The 17,185-nt window shown below is 68.8% G+C and carries 22 protein-coding genes; 5 read left to right on the top strand and 17 right to left on the bottom strand.

What is annotated here, in order from left to right; genetic code table 11:
- Positions 1–59 precede the first annotated feature (59 nt).
- Both ACKOQ4_RS13370 and secY read right to left on the bottom strand, forming a co-directional pair.
- Positions 60–611 carry an adenylate kinase gene (locus tag ACKOQ4_RS13370; protein ID WP_526292598.1) on the bottom strand — a complete coding sequence of 184 codons (552 nt, stop codon included), beginning with the start codon at positions 609–611 and terminating at the stop codon, positions 60–62.
- A complete protein-coding gene (secY, locus tag ACKOQ4_RS13365; protein ID WP_526292596.1) occupies positions 608–1,936 on the bottom strand; it encodes a preprotein translocase subunit SecY in 1,329 nt (442 codons plus the stop codon). The genes ACKOQ4_RS13370 and secY overlap by 4 nt, the downstream gene beginning before the upstream one ends.
- A 217-nt stretch (positions 1,937–2,153) precedes the next feature.
- Between secY and ACKOQ4_RS13360 the strand changes: the two genes are divergently transcribed.
- From ACKOQ4_RS13360 to ACKOQ4_RS13350, 3 genes are read left to right on the top strand one after another with little or no spacing between them, the layout of a single operon-like run.
- Positions 2,154–3,053 (top strand): class I SAM-dependent methyltransferase, encoded by a 900-nt coding sequence (locus ACKOQ4_RS13360; RefSeq protein WP_526292594.1) that lies wholly within the window; start codon positions 2,154–2,156, stop codon positions 3,051–3,053.
- Positions 3,050–3,934 carry an SAM-dependent methyltransferase gene (locus ACKOQ4_RS13355; RefSeq protein WP_526292592.1) on the top strand — a complete coding sequence of 295 codons (885 nt, stop codon included), beginning with the start codon at positions 3,050–3,052 and terminating at the stop codon, positions 3,932–3,934. Before ACKOQ4_RS13360 ends, ACKOQ4_RS13355 begins: the two co-directional genes overlap by 4 nt.
- Before the next feature lie 11 nt (positions 3,935–3,945).
- Positions 3,946–4,848 (top strand): SAM-dependent methyltransferase, encoded by a 903-nt coding sequence (locus tag ACKOQ4_RS13350; RefSeq protein ID WP_526292590.1) that lies wholly within the window; start codon positions 3,946–3,948, stop codon positions 4,846–4,848.
- A 1-nt stretch (position 4,849) separates the two neighbouring features.
- Here the strand turns inward: ACKOQ4_RS13350 and sppA are convergent, their stop codons facing one another.
- The 15 genes from sppA to ACKOQ4_RS13275 form a co-directional block, all read right to left on the bottom strand.
- On the bottom strand, positions 4,850–6,604 hold the full coding sequence (gene sppA / locus ACKOQ4_RS13345; RefSeq protein ID WP_526292588.1) for a signal peptide peptidase SppA: 1,755 nt from the start codon (positions 6,602–6,604) through the stop codon (positions 4,850–4,852).
- 29 nt (positions 6,605–6,633) lie between these two features.
- Positions 6,634–7,488: a glycosyltransferase family 2 protein gene (locus ACKOQ4_RS13340; RefSeq protein WP_526292586.1), complete on the bottom strand. Its 855-nt coding sequence runs from the start codon at positions 7,486–7,488 to the stop codon at positions 6,634–6,636.
- A gap of 40 nt (positions 7,489–7,528) precedes the next feature.
- Complete coding sequence (rplO, locus tag ACKOQ4_RS13335; RefSeq protein ID WP_526292584.1) at positions 7,529–7,975, bottom strand: 50S ribosomal protein L15; 447 nt, start codon at positions 7,973–7,975, stop codon at positions 7,529–7,531.
- Positions 7,975–8,160, bottom strand: a complete 186-nt coding sequence (gene rpmD, locus ACKOQ4_RS13330) for a 50S ribosomal protein L30 (protein ID WP_526292582.1) — start codon at positions 8,158–8,160, stop codon at positions 7,975–7,977. The genes rplO and rpmD overlap by 1 nt, the downstream gene beginning before the upstream one ends.
- Positions 8,161–8,162: 2 nt before the next feature.
- Entirely contained in the window at positions 8,163–8,864 is a 702-nt protein-coding gene (gene rpsE / locus ACKOQ4_RS13325) for a 30S ribosomal protein S5 (protein WP_526292580.1), read from the bottom strand.
- A gap of 28 nt (positions 8,865–8,892) precedes the next feature.
- Positions 8,893–9,294 carry a 50S ribosomal protein L18 gene (gene rplR / locus ACKOQ4_RS13320; protein WP_526292578.1) on the bottom strand — a complete coding sequence of 134 codons (402 nt, stop codon included), beginning with the start codon at positions 9,292–9,294 and terminating at the stop codon, positions 8,893–8,895.
- Positions 9,295–9,296: 2 nt separating this feature from the next.
- The gene (rplF, locus tag ACKOQ4_RS13315; protein WP_526292576.1) at positions 9,297–9,836 is read right to left on the bottom strand and encodes a 50S ribosomal protein L6; all 540 of its coding nucleotides are present in this window, start codon (positions 9,834–9,836) and stop codon (positions 9,297–9,299) included.
- A 16-nt stretch (positions 9,837–9,852) separates the two neighbouring features.
- On the bottom strand, positions 9,853–10,251 hold the full coding sequence (gene rpsH / locus ACKOQ4_RS13310) for a 30S ribosomal protein S8 (protein WP_526292574.1): 399 nt from the start codon (positions 10,249–10,251) through the stop codon (positions 9,853–9,855).
- Between the two features lie 66 nt (positions 10,252–10,317).
- On the bottom strand, positions 10,318–10,503 hold the full coding sequence (locus ACKOQ4_RS13305) for a type Z 30S ribosomal protein S14 (RefSeq protein ID WP_293358869.1): 186 nt from the start codon (positions 10,501–10,503) through the stop codon (positions 10,318–10,320).
- A 3-nt stretch (positions 10,504–10,506) separates the two neighbouring features.
- Positions 10,507–11,073 (bottom strand): 50S ribosomal protein L5, encoded by a 567-nt coding sequence (gene rplE, locus ACKOQ4_RS13300; RefSeq protein ID WP_526292571.1) that lies wholly within the window; start codon positions 11,071–11,073, stop codon positions 10,507–10,509.
- A complete protein-coding gene (gene rplX / locus ACKOQ4_RS13295; protein ID WP_526292569.1) occupies positions 11,070–11,393 on the bottom strand; it encodes a 50S ribosomal protein L24 in 324 nt (107 codons plus the stop codon). The genes rplE and rplX overlap by 4 nt, the downstream gene beginning before the upstream one ends.
- On the bottom strand, positions 11,394–11,762 hold the full coding sequence (gene rplN / locus ACKOQ4_RS13290) for a 50S ribosomal protein L14 (protein WP_505799043.1): 369 nt from the start codon (positions 11,760–11,762) through the stop codon (positions 11,394–11,396). It abuts the gene before it with no gap.
- 217 nt (positions 11,763–11,979) lie between these two features.
- On the bottom strand, positions 11,980–12,864 hold the full coding sequence (locus ACKOQ4_RS13285; RefSeq protein WP_526292567.1) for a formylglycine-generating enzyme family protein: 885 nt from the start codon (positions 12,862–12,864) through the stop codon (positions 11,980–11,982).
- Between the two features lie 35 nt (positions 12,865–12,899).
- A complete protein-coding gene (locus ACKOQ4_RS13280; RefSeq protein ID WP_526292565.1) occupies positions 12,900–13,634 on the bottom strand; it encodes a class I SAM-dependent methyltransferase in 735 nt (244 codons plus the stop codon).
- 12 nt (positions 13,635–13,646) lie between these two features.
- Positions 13,647–15,998, bottom strand: a complete 2,352-nt coding sequence (locus ACKOQ4_RS13275) for an arylsulfatase (RefSeq protein WP_526292563.1) — start codon at positions 15,996–15,998, stop codon at positions 13,647–13,649.
- An 84-nt stretch (positions 15,999–16,082) separates the two neighbouring features.
- Here ACKOQ4_RS13275 and ACKOQ4_RS13270 point away from each other — a divergent pair, with 84 nt between their 5' ends.
- Positions 16,083–16,586: a DUF1942 domain-containing protein gene (locus tag ACKOQ4_RS13270; protein ID WP_526292561.1), complete on the top strand. Its 504-nt coding sequence runs from the start codon at positions 16,083–16,085 to the stop codon at positions 16,584–16,586.
- Between the two features lie 117 nt (positions 16,587–16,703).
- Positions 16,704–16,958 (top strand): hypothetical protein, encoded by a 255-nt coding sequence (locus ACKOQ4_RS13265; protein WP_526292559.1) that lies wholly within the window; start codon positions 16,704–16,706, stop codon positions 16,956–16,958.
- Positions 16,959–17,185: the final 227 nt, after the last annotated feature.

The following is a 17,185-nucleotide window of genomic DNA, read 5'->3' as shown; positions in this document are numbered from 1 at the left end:
GCCGTGCGGGCGGGGACCGTCTTGCGGCCGCGCAGTGCGGGCAGGGAGACCATGCCGGCTCAGCGGCCGAGCGCGTGCAGTGCCCGCTCGAATACCTCGTCGAGGGTGCCGACGGCGTCGACCGTGCGCAGCTCACTCTCGCCCTGGTAGTAGTCCAGCAACGGCGCGGTCTCGTCGTGGTACACCCGGAACCGGTTGCGGATGACGTCCTCGGTGTCATCGGCACGGCCGCGGCTCATCAGACGGCCCACCAGTTCCTCCTCGGGCACCCGCAGCTCGACCACGGCGTCCAGCTTCAGACCGCGGCGCTCGAGCATGTCGTGCAGTGCCTCGGCCTGCTCCACCGTGCGGGGGAAGCCGTCGAGGATGAAGCCGCCGGCCACGTCGGTCTCGTCGAGCCGGTCGTCGACCAGGTCGTTGGTCAGGCTGGTGGGCACCAGTTCCCCGGAGTCGAGGTAGTGCTTGGCCCGCACGCCCAGTTCGGTGCCGTTGCTGATGTTGCGCCGGAACAGCTCGCCGGTGGAGATGTGGGGGACCCCCAGATTCTCCGCGATGCGGACTGCCTGGGTGCCCTTGCCCGCCCCCGGCGGACCCAGCAGGACGACTCTCACTTGAGGAACCCTTCATAGTTGCGCTGCATCAGCTGGCTCTCGATCTGCTTCACCGTGTCCAGGCCGACGCCGATCATGATCAGCACCGCGGTTCCACCGAACGGCAGATTCTGCACGCTACCGCTGTTGCCGATCTCGAGGAACAGGTTCGGCAGGACGGCGATGATGCCCAGGTAGATCGAACCGGGCAGGGTGATCCGGTTGAGCACGTAGGACAGGTAGTCGGCGGTCGGCTTGCCGGGCCGGATGCCCGGGATGAAGCCGCCGAACTTCTTCATCTCGTCGGCCCGCTCCTCGGGGTTGAAGGTGATCGAGACGTAGAAGTAGGTGAAGAAGATGATCAGCCCGAAGTAGATGGCGATGTACAGCGGGTCCGCCGGGTTGGTGAGGTGTTCGGCGACGAAGCGGTCCCACCAGTTGGTGTTGGCGGGGTTGCTGCGGCCACTCTGGATCAGCTGGGTGATCAGGTGCGGGATGTAGATCAGCGACGAGGCGAAGATGACCGGGATGACGCCGGCCTGGTTGACCTTCAACGGCAGGTAGGTCGACGTGCCGCCGTACATCTTGCGGCCCACCATCCGCTTGGCGTACTGCACCGGGATGCGGCGCTGGCCCTGCTCGACGAAGACCACTCCGATGATGATCAGCAGCGCGGCGCCGCACACCGCGGCGAAGACCGGGCCGCCGCGGGTGTCCAGGATCGACTTGCCCTCGGCCGGGATGCGGGCGGCGATGCCGGCGAAGATCAGCAGCGACATGCCGTTGCCGATCCCGCGCTCGGTGACAAGTTCGCCCATCCACATCACCAGGGCGGCGCCGGCGGTCATCACGATCACGATGACGATCAGGGAGAAGATCGCCTTGTCGTCGAGGACCTCCACCGAGCAGTTCTGCAGCAGTCCGCCGTTTGCCGCGAGCGCCACGATGCTGGTGGCCTGCAGGACCGCCAGCGCGATGGACAGGTAGCGGGTGTACTGGGTCATCTTGGCCTGACCCGCCTGGCCCTCCTTGCGCAGCTCCTCGAAGCGCGGGATGACGACGGTGAGCAGCTGCACGATGATGCTGGCCGTGATGTAGGGCATCACGCCCACGGCGAACACCGACACCTGCAGCAGCGCCCCGCCGGAGAACAGGTTGATCAGGGAGTAGATCTGGGCGCCCGCGCCGCCGCTGACCTCGTCGATGCACTGCTGGACGTTGCCGTAGTTCACCCCCGGGGACGGCAGGGTGGCGCCGGCGCGGTAGAGCACCACCATGGCCAGGGTGAAGAGGATCTTGCGCCGCAGGTCGGGCGTCCGCAGCGACGAGATGAAAGCCGAGAGCACTCTTCCTCCTGGGCAGCCGGACGGCGGTCGCGGCGTGCCGATGGGGCTGGCCTGGCCAGCGTTCGGGTAATCCTTCGCAGGGCGCGCCAGGGCGCGCTCGGTCAGTCTACGAGACTAACAGTCACCCCAGGCAGGCCGGGAATCCGTTCGGTGCCGGACGGCGCAGCCCGGGCAGCTGGTTAAATTGGCTAACCAACACCGACCCGGAAGACCAGCCATGGCCCGCACCGACGACGACACCTGGGACCTGGCGACCAGCGTGGGCGCCACCGCGACCATGGTGGCCACCGCCCGGGCCGTGGCCACCCGCCGCAACGATCCGCTGGTCAACGACCCCATCGCCGATCCGTTGGTCCGCGCGGTGGGGATCGCACCGTTCGTCCGGGTACTCGACGGCCGGGAGGGCGAAGCCGCAGCCGAGGGGGTGGAACTCCTCATCGACGCGATCGCGGTCCGCTCCCGCTTCTACGACGACTTCTTCGCCGACGCGACCGCCGCGGGTGTCCGCCAGGCCGTCATCCTGGCAGCGGGACTCGACGCGCGCGCCTACCGGCTGCGCTGGCCCCCGGGCACGACGGTCTTCGAGGTCGACCAGCCCGAGGTCGTCGCGTTCAAGTCGCGGGTCCTCGCCGAGCACGGCTTCTCCCCCGCCGCCGCCCGCCGCGCCGTCGGGATCGACCTGCGCGACGACTGGCCGGCCGCGCTGCGCGCGCACGGCTACGACCCGGGTGTGCCGGCTGCCTGGATCGCCGAGGGACTGCTGGTGTACCTGCCGCCCGACGCCCAGGACCGGCTGTTCGAGGACGTCACCGCAGTTTCCGCGCCGGGCAGCCGGATCGCCACCGAGTACCTCCCCGACGGCGGTGCAGGGCTGGCCGCGCGGACCGCCACGATGAGCGCCCAGTGGGCCGACCAGGGCCTGGACCTCGACCTCGGCGAGCTGTTCTACTCCGGCTCGCGCCGTTCGGTCGTCGAGCACCTCGGCGAACTCGGCTGGCAGGTGACGACCCGCACCCGTCCGGAGATGTTCGCCGCCTACCAGCGGCCCTTCCCGGCCGGACTGGAGGCCCTGCGGAACTCCCTGTGCGTCACAGCGATCCGGAAGGACGCGCCATGAGCCCGCGCCGTGACGGCGACTCCTGGGATCTGGCCTCCGGCGTGGGCACCACGGCCACCGCCGTTGCCGCGGCGCGCGCCCTGGCGACCCGGGCCGGCCAGATCGACGATCGCTGGGCTGAGCCGCTGGTGCGCGCCGTGCGGATGGATCACTTCGACGACATTCTCGACGGCAGGGCGGGGTCCGGGTCCGAAGTGGAGCGGATGGCCGCCGGAATGGCCGTCCGGACACAGTATTTCGACGCGTTTCTCACCGATGCCGGGGCGGCCGGCATCAGGCAGGTGGTCATACTGGCCAGCGGCCTGGACGCCAGGGCCTACCGGCTGGCATGGCCCGAGGGCACCGTGGTGTACGAAACGGATCAGCCGGCCGTCATCGACTTCAAGACGGCGACGCTGGACCGGCTGGGTGTGACACCCACCGCCGAGGTCCGCACTGTCGGGGTGGATCTTCGCGACGACTGGCCGGCGGCCCTGCGGGCCAACGGTTTCCGCACCGGCCGACCGACGGCCTGGATCGCCGAGGGCCTGCTGATGTACCTGCCACCGGAGGCCCAGGACCGGCTTTTCGACCACATCACGGCGCTCAGCGCCGCCGGAAGCCGGCTGGCCACCGAGTTCTTCCCGACCATGGACGCGTTCACCGCCGCCGACGACGACACACCCGGCTGCTGGAAGCGCTTCGGCTTCACCGACGATCTGGCCGGACTGGTCTACGACGGCGAGCGCAGCGACCTGGTCGAATACCTGGCGAGGCTGGGCTGGCAGGTCACACCCTGTCTGGTGAGCGAACTGTTCGAGGCCTACGGTATCGAACAACGTCAGGACGAGATGACCGAGAAGTTCGCCGACTTCCAGTACGTCTCGGCCGAGCTGGGCTAAGCGGAACGACGATGGCACGCTCCGACGACGACGACTGGGACCTGGCCTCCAGTGTGGGGGCGACGGCGACCATGGTGGCCGCTGCCCGGGCCATGGCCACCAGGGACGGCCTGGTCGACGACCCGTTCGCCGAGCCGCTGGTGCGCGCGGTGGGTATGCCGTTCTTCGCCGACATGCTCGACGGACGTCTGGGCGAGCTCCCGTTCGGCGACGCCGGACCCGAACGGCTCCGGGCGATGATCGCCGGAATGGCCATGCGCACAAGATTTTTCGACGACTACTTCGTCCGGTGTGCCGCAGCGGGTCTCCGACAGGCGGTCATCCTGGCCTCGGGACTCGACTCGCGCGGCTATCGGCTGGCATGGCCGAAGGGCGCGGTGCTCTACGAAGTCGACCAGCCGGCGGTGATCGACTTCAAGACCGCGACACTGGCCGGTCTCGGCGCCATGCCCACCGCGACGCGGCGCACCGTCGGGATCGACCTGCGCGCCGACTGGCCGGCCGCGCTGAGCGTCGCCGGATTCGATGCGGCCGAACCCACCGCGTGGCTGGCCGAGGGCCTGTTGATCTACCTGCCCCCGCCGGCCCAGGACAGCCTGCTCGACACGATCACCTCGCTCAGCGCCCCGGGAAGCGCGGTGGCCACCGAGTACGCGCCGGGCATCATCGACTTCGACGCAACCCGGGCCCGGGAGATGACCGCGAGCATGCGCGAGCGCGGCCTGGACATGGACATGCCCGCCCTGGTCTACCCCGGGCCCCGCAACAACGTCATGGACTATCTGCGGGCAGCGGGCTGGCAGGTGACCGGCGTCCCGGGGGACGAACTGTTCGTCCGCGCCGGCCTGACCCCGCCCGATCGCTCCGACTACGACCCGCTCGGTGAGATCGTCTACGTCAGCGCCACCCGCTGATTCAGAACCGGCCGTCGCCCAGCCACAGCACGGTCGTTCCACGCACCGCGCGCTCGCTGCGTTCCACCAGTCCGGTCACCGCCCCGGCCAGCAGCCCGGTGGCGATGTCGGTGAGCGTGGCGGCCGGTTGCGAGGACGCCCGGTGCCGCAGGTAATCCCGCACTCCTGACCCGGGGTACCCGGTCAGGCTGACCTCCGCGTCAGGGTCCAGCCCGGCCAGTACCTTGGCCCGGCGCACCGCTGCGCGCAGACCGCCGAGTTCGTCGACCAGGCCGCGCTCGGCGGCGTCGGCCCCGGTCCACACCCTCCCCCGTGCCACCTCCTCGACCTGCTCGACCGTCATCCCCCGCGCCTCGGCCACCCGCCGCACGAAGTCGTCGTAAAACAGGTCGGCCTCGGCTTCGACCATCGTCTGCTGCTCGGGGGTGAACGGCGCGTTGAGCGACCACGCGTCGGCATTGGTGTTGGTGCGCACCGCATCCGAGCCCACCCCGAGGCGCTCCTTGAGGTCGCGGGCGACCAGCTTGCCGGTGACCACGCCGATCGAACCGGTGATGGTCCCCGGGTTCGCCACGATCGTCTCGGCGGCCATGGCCACGTAGTAGCCGCCCGAGGCCGCCACTCCCCCCATCGAGGCGACCACCGGCTTTCCCGCGTGGCGGGTGCGGGACACCTCCCGCCAGATCGTCTCCGACCCGGTCACCGATCCGCCCGGGCTGTCGACGCGCAGCACCACAGCCTTGACGTCGTCGTCGGCGGCGGCCTCACGCAGCGCTGCGGCGATGGTGTCACCACCGGCACTCGAGCGCGACATCGGCAGGGCCTGCGGGCCGCCCCGGCCGCTGACGATCGGGCCGGCCACCGTCACCACGGCGATGACGGGTTTCTGCGCCCGGATCGACGGGACTCCGGTGCGGGTCTGGGCGTAGCGGGACAGGAAAAGCCGGGGAGGCGCATCCTTGTCATCCGGGCCGTCCAGACCGTTATGACCGGTCAACTCGGCGATGCGAACGTAGGCCTCGTCCCGGAAACCGATGCGGTCCAACAGCTTCGAGGCCACCGCGTCGTCGCGCAGCAGCGGTGCCCGGTCGGCAAGCCGGTCCAGTGCGGCGGAGTCCAGCCCGCGCGAGTCGGCGATGCCCTGCCAGACCTGCCCGTGCAGGCTGTCGATCAGCCGGGTGTCGGCTTCGCGGTGGGCGTCGGTGTAGCGGTCCTGGGTGAACAGATTCGCCGCCGACTTGTACTCCCCGCGGGCGACGAACTGCGCCTCCACCCCCGCCTTGTCCAGCGCGTCGCGCAGGAACAGCGCGTTGGTCGCGAAGCCGATCAGGCCCACGGTTCCCGACGGTTGCATCCACACCTCGCCGAACCCGGAGGCCAGGTAGTAGGACAGCGTTCCCGGATAGGTCTCGGCCCAGGCCAGCGACGGCTTGACCGCGGTGAAGGCGGTAATCGCCTCCCGCAGTTCCTGCACCGCGGCCGGCGGTGCCGCCGAAAGCTGCACCCGCGCAATCAGTCCCGCGACCCGGTCGTCCTCGGCGGCACGGTGGATGGCGGACACCGCGTCGCGCAGCAGCATCGGCCGACCGGCCCCGGTGACGAACCGGACCGGGTCGAACCCGGCGGTCTCCGGCGGCACCGACTGCAGGTCGAGTTCGAGGATGACTCCGCCGGGCACCCCGTGGTGGCGGGCGGTGTCGATCCGCCTCGCCACCGCACGCACATCACCGGGAAATCCGGTCAGGAAAGATCGCATACCGTCGACGTTACCGGCTACCCGGAGTCTCATCTCCGCGGGTTCCAGGTCCCGGGACAGTCATTGACGAGCTTGGGAGGAAAGGTCTCGAGATTACGCAGGCGCCTGACGAAATCATCGTGGTCGAAGCCGCAGCCTGCGTAATTGGCTTCGCCTTGCCCGCCCAGAAATGCGACCAGTCCGTAGATCTGCCGATTGTCGAGATACTGGCCCACCCCTTTGCGGCGGAGCCGGTCGGAGAAGATGGCGTACTCGTATCGCGCCGTGCCGTCGTCGTAACAGACATGTTCAAGCGCCTCGAAACGGATCAGGTAAGCGCAGTGGACCACGTTGACGGCGATGAATCCGCGCACGTTCCCGTTGAGAACGTCGTAGTACTCACGGCATTCGCAGAGGTAGCCTTTGTCGTCGGTCGAGAAGTGGTAGTTGGCGTACACATCGGTCACTGTTCGCAGCAGTGGCGCAACAACCGGGAGTCGCGCGTCGTAGAGGCTCTGCAGGGTCGCCGGGATGATGAAGTTGTCCACGTCGACCACGAAATAGTCGGCTGCCAACTCGCGGGCGAAGTCCACCGAATCCTGCCGTATCCGTGCGAGGACGGAAAATCGATGTTGGTCCCACTCGTGATTCTTGTACTGCCTCAGACCGCCGATATCCGCGTAGTTCGCGGTGACGGACTTGTACTGGTCCTCGTTCTCGTGCACCCAGGCCTGAAGGATCGCGTTGGTGTCGTCGGTGGAGTCGTTGGCCCGGATGTAGAGATGGATCCTGGATTTGGGGAATGTCTGCGCGCCAAGGCACCGGAGGTAGAGGGGCAGCGTCTCCGCCTTGTCCTTCGCCAGGATTGCCACGACGACATCCCGGTCCCCGCTGTCGTTGTCCATCGGCCTGTTCCGCAGACGGGGTACGGACCCGTGGGCGGCTCTAGGAGATCTCGGTGACCGAGCCGCCGGCGGCGGTGATCTTCTCCCGGGCGCTGCCGCTGAACTTGTGCGCGGTCACGTTGACCTTGACCGTCAGCTTGCCGTCGCCGAGCACCTTGACCAGGGTGTTCTTCCGGACCGCACCCTTGGCCACCAAGTCCTCGAGGCTGACGTCGCCACCGGCCGGGAACAGCCGGCTCAGGTCGCTGACGTTGACCACCTGATACTCGGTGCGGAACCGGTTGCGGAACCCCTTGAGCTTGGGCAGCCGCATGTGGATCGGCATCTGACCGCCCTCGAAGGCCACCGGCACGTTCTTGCGGGCCTTGGTGCCCTTGGTGCCACGGCCGGCGGTCTTGCCCTTGGATCCCTCGCCGCGACCGACGCGGGTCTTGGCCTTCTTCTCACCCGGCGCCGGGCGCAGGTCGTGCAGTTTGATGACGCTCATCAGCTCTCCACCTCTTCGACCTCGACCAGGTGGTGCACGACCTTGATCAGCCCGCGCGTCTGCGGGGTGTCCTCACGCACCACAGATTGCCGAATCTTGCGCAGGCCCAGCGTCCGCAGGCTTTCGCGCTGCTTCCAGCGCGCGCCCACGGTGCCGCGCACCTGCGTGATCTTGAGTTCCGCCATGGTTACCCGCTTCCTTCGCGCGCTGCGGCGGCCAGTGCCGCCTCGCTCTCGCGACGCGCCTTGAGCATCCCTGCCGGGGCGACGTCTTCGATGGGCAGGCCGCGGCGGGCCGCCACCTCCTCGGGACGCTGCAGCATCTTCAGCGCGGTCACCGTGGCGTGCACCACGTTGATCGCGTTGTCGCTGCCCAGCGACTTGGCCAGCACGTCGTGCACACCGGCGCATTCCAGCACCGCGCGGCAGGCGCCGCCGGCGATGACGCCGGTACCGGGGCTGGCCGGACGCAACATGACCACACCGGCGGCGGCCTCACCCTGAACCGGGTGGGTGATGGTGCTGCCGATCAGCGGCACCCGGAAGAAGTTCTTGCGAGCCTCCTCGACACCCTTGGCGATGGCGGCCGGCACCTCCTTGGCCTTGCCGTAACCGACGCCGACCATCCCGTGGCCGTCGCCGACGATCACCAGGGCGGTGAAGCTGAACCGGCGGCCGCCCTTGACCACCTTGGAGACGCGGTTGATGGCGACGACGCGCTCGAGGTACTGGCTCTTCTCCCCGCTGTCGCGGCCACCCCGCCCGCCGCGGTCGTCGCGCCGGCCGCGGTCACCGCGTCCGCCGCGGTCACCGCGGTCGTCGTTGCGGCTGCCCGCACTGGGGGCACCGGTCTCCGGGGCCGTCGCCGGAGCCGAAGTCTGCTCCGTCATCGTGCGGTCCTTCCGTTGCGCTCGTTCATCAGAATTTCAGTCCGTTCTCTCGGGCGGCGTCGGCCAGTGCGGCGATGCGCCCGCCGTAGGTGTTGCCGCCGCGGTCGAAGACCACCGCCTCGATGCCGGCAGCCTTGGCCCGCTCGGCGATCAGCTGTCCGACCCGCACGGCGTGGGCCTTCTTGTCGCCCTCCACCGCCCGCACGTCGGCCTCGATCGAGGACGCCGCGGCCAGAGTGTGGCCGGTCGAGTCGTCGACCAGTTGCACGTGGATGTGCCGCGAGGAGCGGTTGACCACCAGGCGCGGGCGCTGCGCGGTGCCGACCACCTTCTTGCGCAGCCGGGAGTGCCGGCGCAGGCGGGCCGCCCGGCGGGCCGCCGAGGCGGTGGTGCCGATCGGCTTGCGCTCGAGTGTCTGTGTCTGGGCCATGGTCACTTACCTGTCTTTCCGACCTTGCGACGGATCTGCTCGCCCTCGTAACGCACGCCCTTGCCCTTGTAGGGGTCCGGGCGGCGCAGGCGGCGGATGACCGCCGAGATCTGGCCGACCTTCTGCTTGTCGATCCCGGTCACCGAGAATTTCGTCGGGCTCTCCACCGCGAAGGTGATGCCCTCCGGCGGCTCGATGACGACGGGGTGGCTGTAGCCCAGGGCGAACTCGAGGTTGCTGCCCTTCTGCTGAACGCGGTAGCCGACGCCGAAGATCTCCATCTTGGTGGTGTAGCCCTCGGTGACACCGGTGATCAGGTTGGCCACCAGGGTGCGCGACAGGCCGTGCAGCGAGCGGCTGCGGCGTTCGTCGTCGGGCCGGGCCACCACGATGGCACCGTCGTCGTTGCGCGACACGGTGATCGGCTCGGCGACCGCGAGTTGCAGGGCGCCCTTGGGGCCCTTGACGGCGATGTTCTGGCCGTCGATGTTGACGTCGACGCCGGACGGGACCGGCACCGGCTGCTTTCCAATACGCGACATGTCTTCTAAGCCTCTCTCACCACACGTACGCGAGGACTTCGCCGCCCACGCCCTCTCGGGCGGCCTGGCGGTCGGTCTTCAGGCCGGCGGACGTGGAGATGATCGCCACGCCCAGCCCGCCGAGCACCCGGGGCAGGTTGGTGGACTTGGCGTACACCCGAAGGCCGGGCTTGGACACCCGGCGCAGACCGGCGAGGCTGCGCTCCCGGTTGGGGCCGTACTTGAGCTTGAGCACCAGCGCCTTGCCCACCCGGGCGTCCTCGGTGCGGAAGTCACTGATGTAGCCCTCGTTCTTGAGGATCTCGGCGATGTTCGCCTTGATCTTCGAGTGCGGCAGGGTCACCTCGTCGTGGTACGCCGAGTTGGCGTTGCGCAGCCGGGTGAGGAAGTCCGCGATCGGATCAGTCATGGTCATCGCGCGCTGCTCCTCTTCTTCGCTGCGCTCAGCATCGTCATCGCAGTCATTTGGCGCATCCCTCTCTCACCAGCTCGACTTCTGAACGCCGGGCAGTTCGCCCGCGTGCGCCATCTCGCGCAGGCAGATCCGGCACAGGCCGAACTTGCGGTACACCGCGTGCGGACGTCCGCACTTGTTGCACCGGGTGTAGGCCCGCACCGCGAACTTCGGCTTCTTCTTGGCCTTGTTGACCAGCGCCTTCTTTGCCATTGCTCACTTCTCCTTGAACGGGAAGCCCAGCGCCCGCAGCAGCGCCCGTCCCTCGTCGTCGTTCGTCGCCGAGGTGACGACGGTGATGTCCATACCGCGCGGCCGGTCGATGGAATCCACGTCGATCTCGTGGAACACCGACTGCTCGGCCAGGCCGAACGTGTAGTTGCCGTGGCCGTCGAACTGCTTGGCGCTCAGGCCGCGGAAGTCGCGGATACGCGGCAGTGCGATCGACACCAGGCGGTCCAGGAACTCCCACATCCGGTCGCCGCGCAGGGTGACCCGCGCACCGATGGGCATGCCCTCGCGGAGCTTGAACTGGGCGATGGACTTGGTCGCCTTGCGGATCTCCGGCTTCTGGCCGGTGATCAGCGCCAGGTCGTTGACCGCGCCGTTGATCAGCTTGGCGTCGCGCGCCGCGTCGCCGACGCCCATGTTGACGACGACCTTGACCACGCCCGGGATCTGCATCACGTTGGCGTAGTTGAACTCGTTGTTCAGCGCGTCGCGGATCTCGCTGCGGTAGCGCTGCTTGAGCCGGGGCTGCACCTTCTCTTCCACCGATGTCATGCCTTGATGTCCTTGCCGTTGCGCTTGGAAATGCGGACCCGCTTGCCGGTCTCCTCGTCGACGCGGTAGCCGACGCGGGTCGGCTTGCCGTCGGAGTCGACGACCATCACGTTGGAGACGTGGATCGGGGCCTCCTGGGTGACGATCCCGCCGGAGGAGGCGCCGCGCTCTCCTGCCGACTGGGCGGTGTGCTTCTTGATCCGATTGACGCCCTCGACCAGGACACGGTTGCGATCCGGGTAGGCCTGGATCACCTTGCCCTTGGCACCCTTGTCCTTACCGGAGATCACCAGCACGGTGTCGCCCTTGTGGACCTTCATCTACAGCACCTCCGGGGCCAGCGAGACGATCTTCATGAAGCGCTTCTCCCGCAGTTCGCGGCCGACCGGGCCGAAGATGCGGGTTCCGCGCGGGTCGTTGTCGGGCTTGATGATCACCGCGGCGTTCTCGTCGAACTTGATGTAGCTGCCGTCGGGCCGGCGGCGCTCCTTGACGGTGCGCACCACCACGGCCTTGACCACGTCACCGCGCTTGACGTTGCCGCCCGGGATGGCGTCCTTGACGGTGGCGACGATGATGTCGCCGATGCCGGCGTAGCGCCGCGACGAGCCGCCCAGCACGCGGATGCACAAGATCTCCTTGGCACCGGTGTTGTCGGCAACCTTGAGCCGCGATTCCTGCTGAATCACCAGATCTCCCTCGGTTGTGCACGCAGCAGAAGCTCAGCGCAGGCTGAACGAACCTGTCATGCTCGGTCTTCGCAACCCGAGGGCACGCGGGGCCGCCGTTCGCACGCCGGCCGAGGTCTGCCCCAGGCAACCCCCAAATACTAGGTGACGGGCACCTCACCGGCCAAATCCGGGCCCGTCACCCCGCGGAACCGCCAGGCGATGCCCGCCCCGGGACCTACCGGCCGACCACGCAGCGGAACCCGATGTGCGTGGTGGAACTGTCCTGGGACTGCGGGGAGCGCGCCGCCGGTCGGTAGCGGTGGCAGTACTCCGGCGCGCACAGGTGCGAGCCGCCCTTGAGGGTCTGGATCTGCGACGGGTCCGGTTCGGCGGAGGTCGGACAGCAGGTCTTGGTCTGGTCCCCGACCCGGTGGCCGCGCTCGGAGTACTTCGTGGTGGTCCACTCCCACACGTTGCCGATCATGTCGACCAGACCGAACCCGTTAACCGGGAACACGCCCACCGGCGAGGTGCCCACCCAGCCCAGCGCCCCGTCGTTGCGGTAGGGGAAGCGGCCCTGCCAGGTGTTGGCCATCAGTCGACCGCCCGGGCGCGGCTGGTCCCCCCACGCGTAGGCGGCCTCGGACCCGGCGCCGGCGGCGTACTCCCACTCCGCCTCGGTGGGCAGCCGCCGGCCGGCCCAGGCCGCGTACGCCCCGGCGTCGGGATAGGCCACCTGCACGACGGGGTGGTCGTCCTTGCCCGTGATGTCGCTGCCCGCACCGAAGGGGGCGCGCCAGTTCGCGCCGGGCGCCCAGTCCCACCACTGCCGCCAGTCGCCGAGATTGACCGGACCGGCGGTGGGTGTGAACACCAGCGCCCCGGGCAACAGGTCCTGCGGTGCGACGCCGGGGTAGAGCGCCGGTTCCAGCGGCCGTTCGGCGACGGTGATGTAGCCGGTGGCGTCGATGAATTCGGCGAACTGCGCGTTGGTCACCGGGTGGCGCTCGATGGCGAAGGGCCCGACGGTCGCGGTGTGGACCGGCGCTTCCTCGGGATAGAAGCTCGTCGAGCCCATCCGGAACGGCCCGCCCGGCAACTCCACGAGTTCAGTCAGCACCCGGTCAGCCTAGGTCGCCGGCCCCCACGCCCTTTTCAGGGCACAGCCGCCGCCGTGATCAGCACGCCCCGCAGCTGACCGGCGATCAAGGCCCCGTGCAGCGTGCCGTACCAGCTGTCGAAGTAGTCGTACCACTGCGCGCCGTGGCGTTCGGTGATCGCGGCGCGCCCGGCGGCCAGCCTGTCCAGCAGGGTCTGGTACCAGCCGATGTAGCGACCGGTCAGATCGACGACCGCCTGCTGGCGCCAGCCCGCCCGCGCCAACTGTGCGGCGACGGCGTCCAGGGCGATCGGGGTGCCGATCGCAGAGCCCAGGGCTTCGGGCAGCGGCCCGGGAACCGGCTGGGCGTAGTCGAAGAGGCGCAACTGCGCGCCCGGGCGGGCGACCCCGCGCAGATTCCGCAGCGCGCCCGGCTGGTCGGTGAACGCGTAGAAGGAGTTGAACAGGCAGATCAGATCGAAGCTGCCCAGATCCGCCCGCGGCAGCGCCTGCACATCGCAGCTGTGGAAGTCCACCGAGGGATAGCGCTGCTGTGCGTAGCGGATCGCCTCGGCGTCGGAATCGATGCCCACCACCTGCGTCCAGCCCCGTTCGCGGATCCACTCGGCGGTGCCCCCGCGGCCGCAGCCGACGTCGAGGACCCGTGCACCCGGCTCCACCGGTACTCCGTCGAATGTGAGGGCGATCGCCTCGGCTTCGCCGGGGTGGGCGTAGTCGCCACCGCGCAGGGTGGCCAGGATCTGTTTGCCCTCAGGGGAATTGGGGTGCATGCTCTGCTCCGCTCAATCCCGGGCGAACGCCGCTGCCAGTTCGCGTTCGCGGTCGATGTACGGCGTGCCGGAGACGTCCACCACCACCTTGGCGATGGTCCCGCCGGCGAACGCGAACGGCGCACGGTAGGCCCCGCACACCGCCTGCCCGCTGTTGCGCCCCACCTGGACACCGCCGCCGGAGAGCCCGAAGGTGATCGGGTGGGCGCGGACGCCGGCCAGGGTGGCCACGACGGCGTCGTCGACGTAGAGCGACACCGTCCCCAGCGGGGTGTGGCTGCCCTCGACGGTGCCGGTCCGCTCGTATCGCACCCCGAACACGTGGGCGCCCAGCGGAATCGGGTCCGGCGCACTGACCGCCTGCTCGTCTTCGCCCATGAAGTTGTAGACGTAGCGCAGCCGACCGTCGGCGACGAAGAGCACGTGCCCGCCGTGGCCGCCGCCCTGCTTGAACAGCACCCCGTGCGCGTCGGCGGAGTCGACGCTGACCTCGGCGAGCACCGAGAACGTCTGCCCGCGCAGCTCGACCATCGCGCCCAGCCCGACCGGCGCGGTTCCCGGGTAGTAGGTGTAGGTCCTCTGCCCGGCCGACAGCGTGGGCCGGAACCGGGTCAGCGTCTCGAAGACGTTGAGGTCGGCCAGCGGCAGCCCGTTGTACCGGGCCGCCTCGGAGAACCACAGCGCCTTGAGTTCCTCGAGTTTGTCCGGCTGCTCGGCGGCCAGGTCGTGGCACTGGCTGCGGTCGGCGTCGATGTGGAACAGCTCCCAGCGGTCGTCGTCGAAGTGCGACCAGCCGGCCGGGCTGGCCGGGTGCACGGTGCCGGCGAACCAGCCGTCGTTCCATATCCCCCGGGTGCCCAGCATGGTGTAGAACTGCGTGGTCTTACCGGTCCTGGCATTCGGATCATCAAGGGCGGCTTTGAAACTCACGCCCTCCAGCGGCTTCTGCGGTACCCCGGCGACGGTCTCGGGGCTGGAGATACCCAGCAACTCGTACACGGTGGGTGTGATGTCGGCGACGTTGATGTAGGTGTCGCGGACCTCGCCGTGCGCCTTGATGCCGGCCGGCCAGGAGACGATCGCGGTGTCGGCGATACCCCCCTCGTAGGAGGCGTAGCGCTTGAACAGCTTGTAGGGCGTGTTGAACGCCATCGCCCAGCCGATCGGATAGTGGTTGTAGGTAGCCGGGCCGCCGAGTTCGTCGTAGCAGCGCATGCTGTCCTCGACGGTGTCGATGTAGCCGTTGAAGAACTTCACCTCGTTGACCGAGCCGTTGGGCCCGCCCTCGCCGCTGGCGCCGTTGTCGGAGATCACCACGATGATGGTGTTGTCCAACTGCCCGGACTCCTCCAGGAAGTCCAGCACCCGGCCGATCTGGGCGTCGGTGTAGGAGAGAAACCCGGCGAACACCTCGGCCATCCGGGAGAACAGCCGCTTCTCCTCGTCGTTGAGCGACTCCCACGGCCGCACCGTGTCCTGGGCCGGCCAGGGCTGGCCGTCGGGGCCTTTGACGTCGGCGTAGGGGTTGACCGGGGACAGTTCGGTGTCCGGGGGGACGATGCCCATCGCCTTCTGGTTGGCCAGCACGATCTCGCGGTAGCGCTCGTAGCCCATGTCGAACGTGCCCGCGTAACGGTCGGCCCACTCCTTGAACACATGGTGGGGAGCGTGGCCCGCGCCCGGGCACAGGTAGGTGAACCACGGCTTGCCCGGCGCGATCACCTTCGCGTCGCGGATGAACTCGATGGCCTTGTCGGCCAGGTCCGCCGACAGGTGGTAGCCGTCCTCGGGGGTGCCCGGCGGGTCGACGGGGTGGTTGTCGTAGACCAGATCGGGGTACCACTGGTCGGTCTCCCCGCCGAGGAACCCGTAGAACCGCTCGAAGCCCCGGGCCAGCGGCCAATGTCGTTTGGTGGCAGCCAGATTCGACTCCTCCAGCGGGGTGAGATGCCACTTGCCGACGCAGTAGGTGTTCCAGCCACGCTCGACGAGGACCTCCGACAGCAGGGCGGTGTCGTCGGGGATTCGCCCGCTGCAGTTGGGGAAGCCGTCGGTGAACTCCTCGACGGTGGCCATCCCGACGGTGGTGGGGTTGCGCCCGGTCAGCAGCGCGGCCCGGGTGGGCGAGCACAGCGCGGTGGTGTGGAACTGGGTCAGCTTCACGCCGCGCTGCGCGATGCGGGTCATGGCCGGCATCTCCACCAGGCCGCCGAAGCAGTCCCAGGTGGCGATGCCGACGTCGTCCCAGACGACGTAGAGCACATTGGGGGCGTTCTCCGGTGCGGCCGGCGGCAGGAACGGACCCCAGTCCGGTTCGGAGTCGCGGATGTCGAGGGCGATCTTGCCGGTGAACTCAGCTCCCATGAAGGCGAACCTACCTGCGCAGGTTTGCAACCGCTCGCGACGGTGAATCACCACCGCGACCACGCACCGACCTTCGGAGGACGCATGCCGGGAATCTCACCTGCGCTCAGGGCAGCCGCCGTGGCGGCGACAGCCGCCGGACTGGTCTCCGTGGCGACAGCGGCAGGGATGGTCGCCGCACCGAAGGTCTCGGCCGCCTATCCCCTGATCGGCCGGCTGGGCAGTGAGCTGACGATGACCGACTCCGTCGGTCAGGTGGTCCTGAGCTGGCAGGTGAGCAACTTGCAGCCCAGCGCCGACCCGATGCCGGGCTATCGGGTGGCCGGGACGCTGTGGGAGGCGACCGCCACCGTCGAAGCCATCCGGGGCAGCGTGACACCGGCGATCTCCCAGTTCAACGCCGTTGCCCCCGACCGCGCCGCCTACCGTGTGCTGTGGGACGTGGCCGGCCCGACCAACATCAGCGGCGCCACCATCGCCCAGGGCGCCCAGTCCAGCGGCAAGATCCACTTCGACGTCACCGGCCCGCCACCGACCACGGTCACCATGAACAACGGCATGGAAGACCTGATGATCTGGGGTCCGTAGGCCCGCGGACCAGATCCTGGTTCGGAAAGTTCGATCCATGGGTTCATGCGCCGCCCATAGAACCGCACCGATAGTGGACAGGGTGAGTCGCGGATCAGCACTGGGAGCAAGGCGAGGATGAGCGCCCCGTCGGCCGGTGACCGGGTGGACCCGGAACGGGTCGCCGCGGTGATCTGCCGCACCACGACCGTCGGCGGCGCGTGCAAAGCGCTCGCCGAGGTCGGCTGGGAGAGTTCACTCGCCGGCAACCGGATCACCGTCGAGGACCGGGTGTTCGCCCGCTACATCGGCCGCGAGCGGTGGATCGTCGACGGACCCGACGACTGCCGGTTGTGCACGGCGGCGTTCGCAGGTTCCACCCGGGTTATCTGACTTCTCCCGTCCACCAGGCCCTTTGATGTGGCCAGGCCCTGTTCGCTATCAGCATAATTTGGGCGAGCCCGGTGCCGCTCAGCGAAGAGTCGTGATGGGTTCCCAGCCGCCTTTGCCTGGGACAACCGGGGCGGCGAGCGAACCGTCTCTCTCCGACCGCCGATTGCCCGGTGAGGAGGAATTCGCCCCCCGATCTCCCGATACCGCAGCCTCCGGCCGAGGCAACA

Source organism: Mycobacterium sp., from assembly GCF_046095365.1.
Taxonomy (GTDB): domain Bacteria; phylum Actinomycetota; class Actinomycetes; order Mycobacteriales; family Mycobacteriaceae; genus Mycobacterium.
This window is presented reverse-complemented; position numbering and strand designations above follow the sequence as displayed.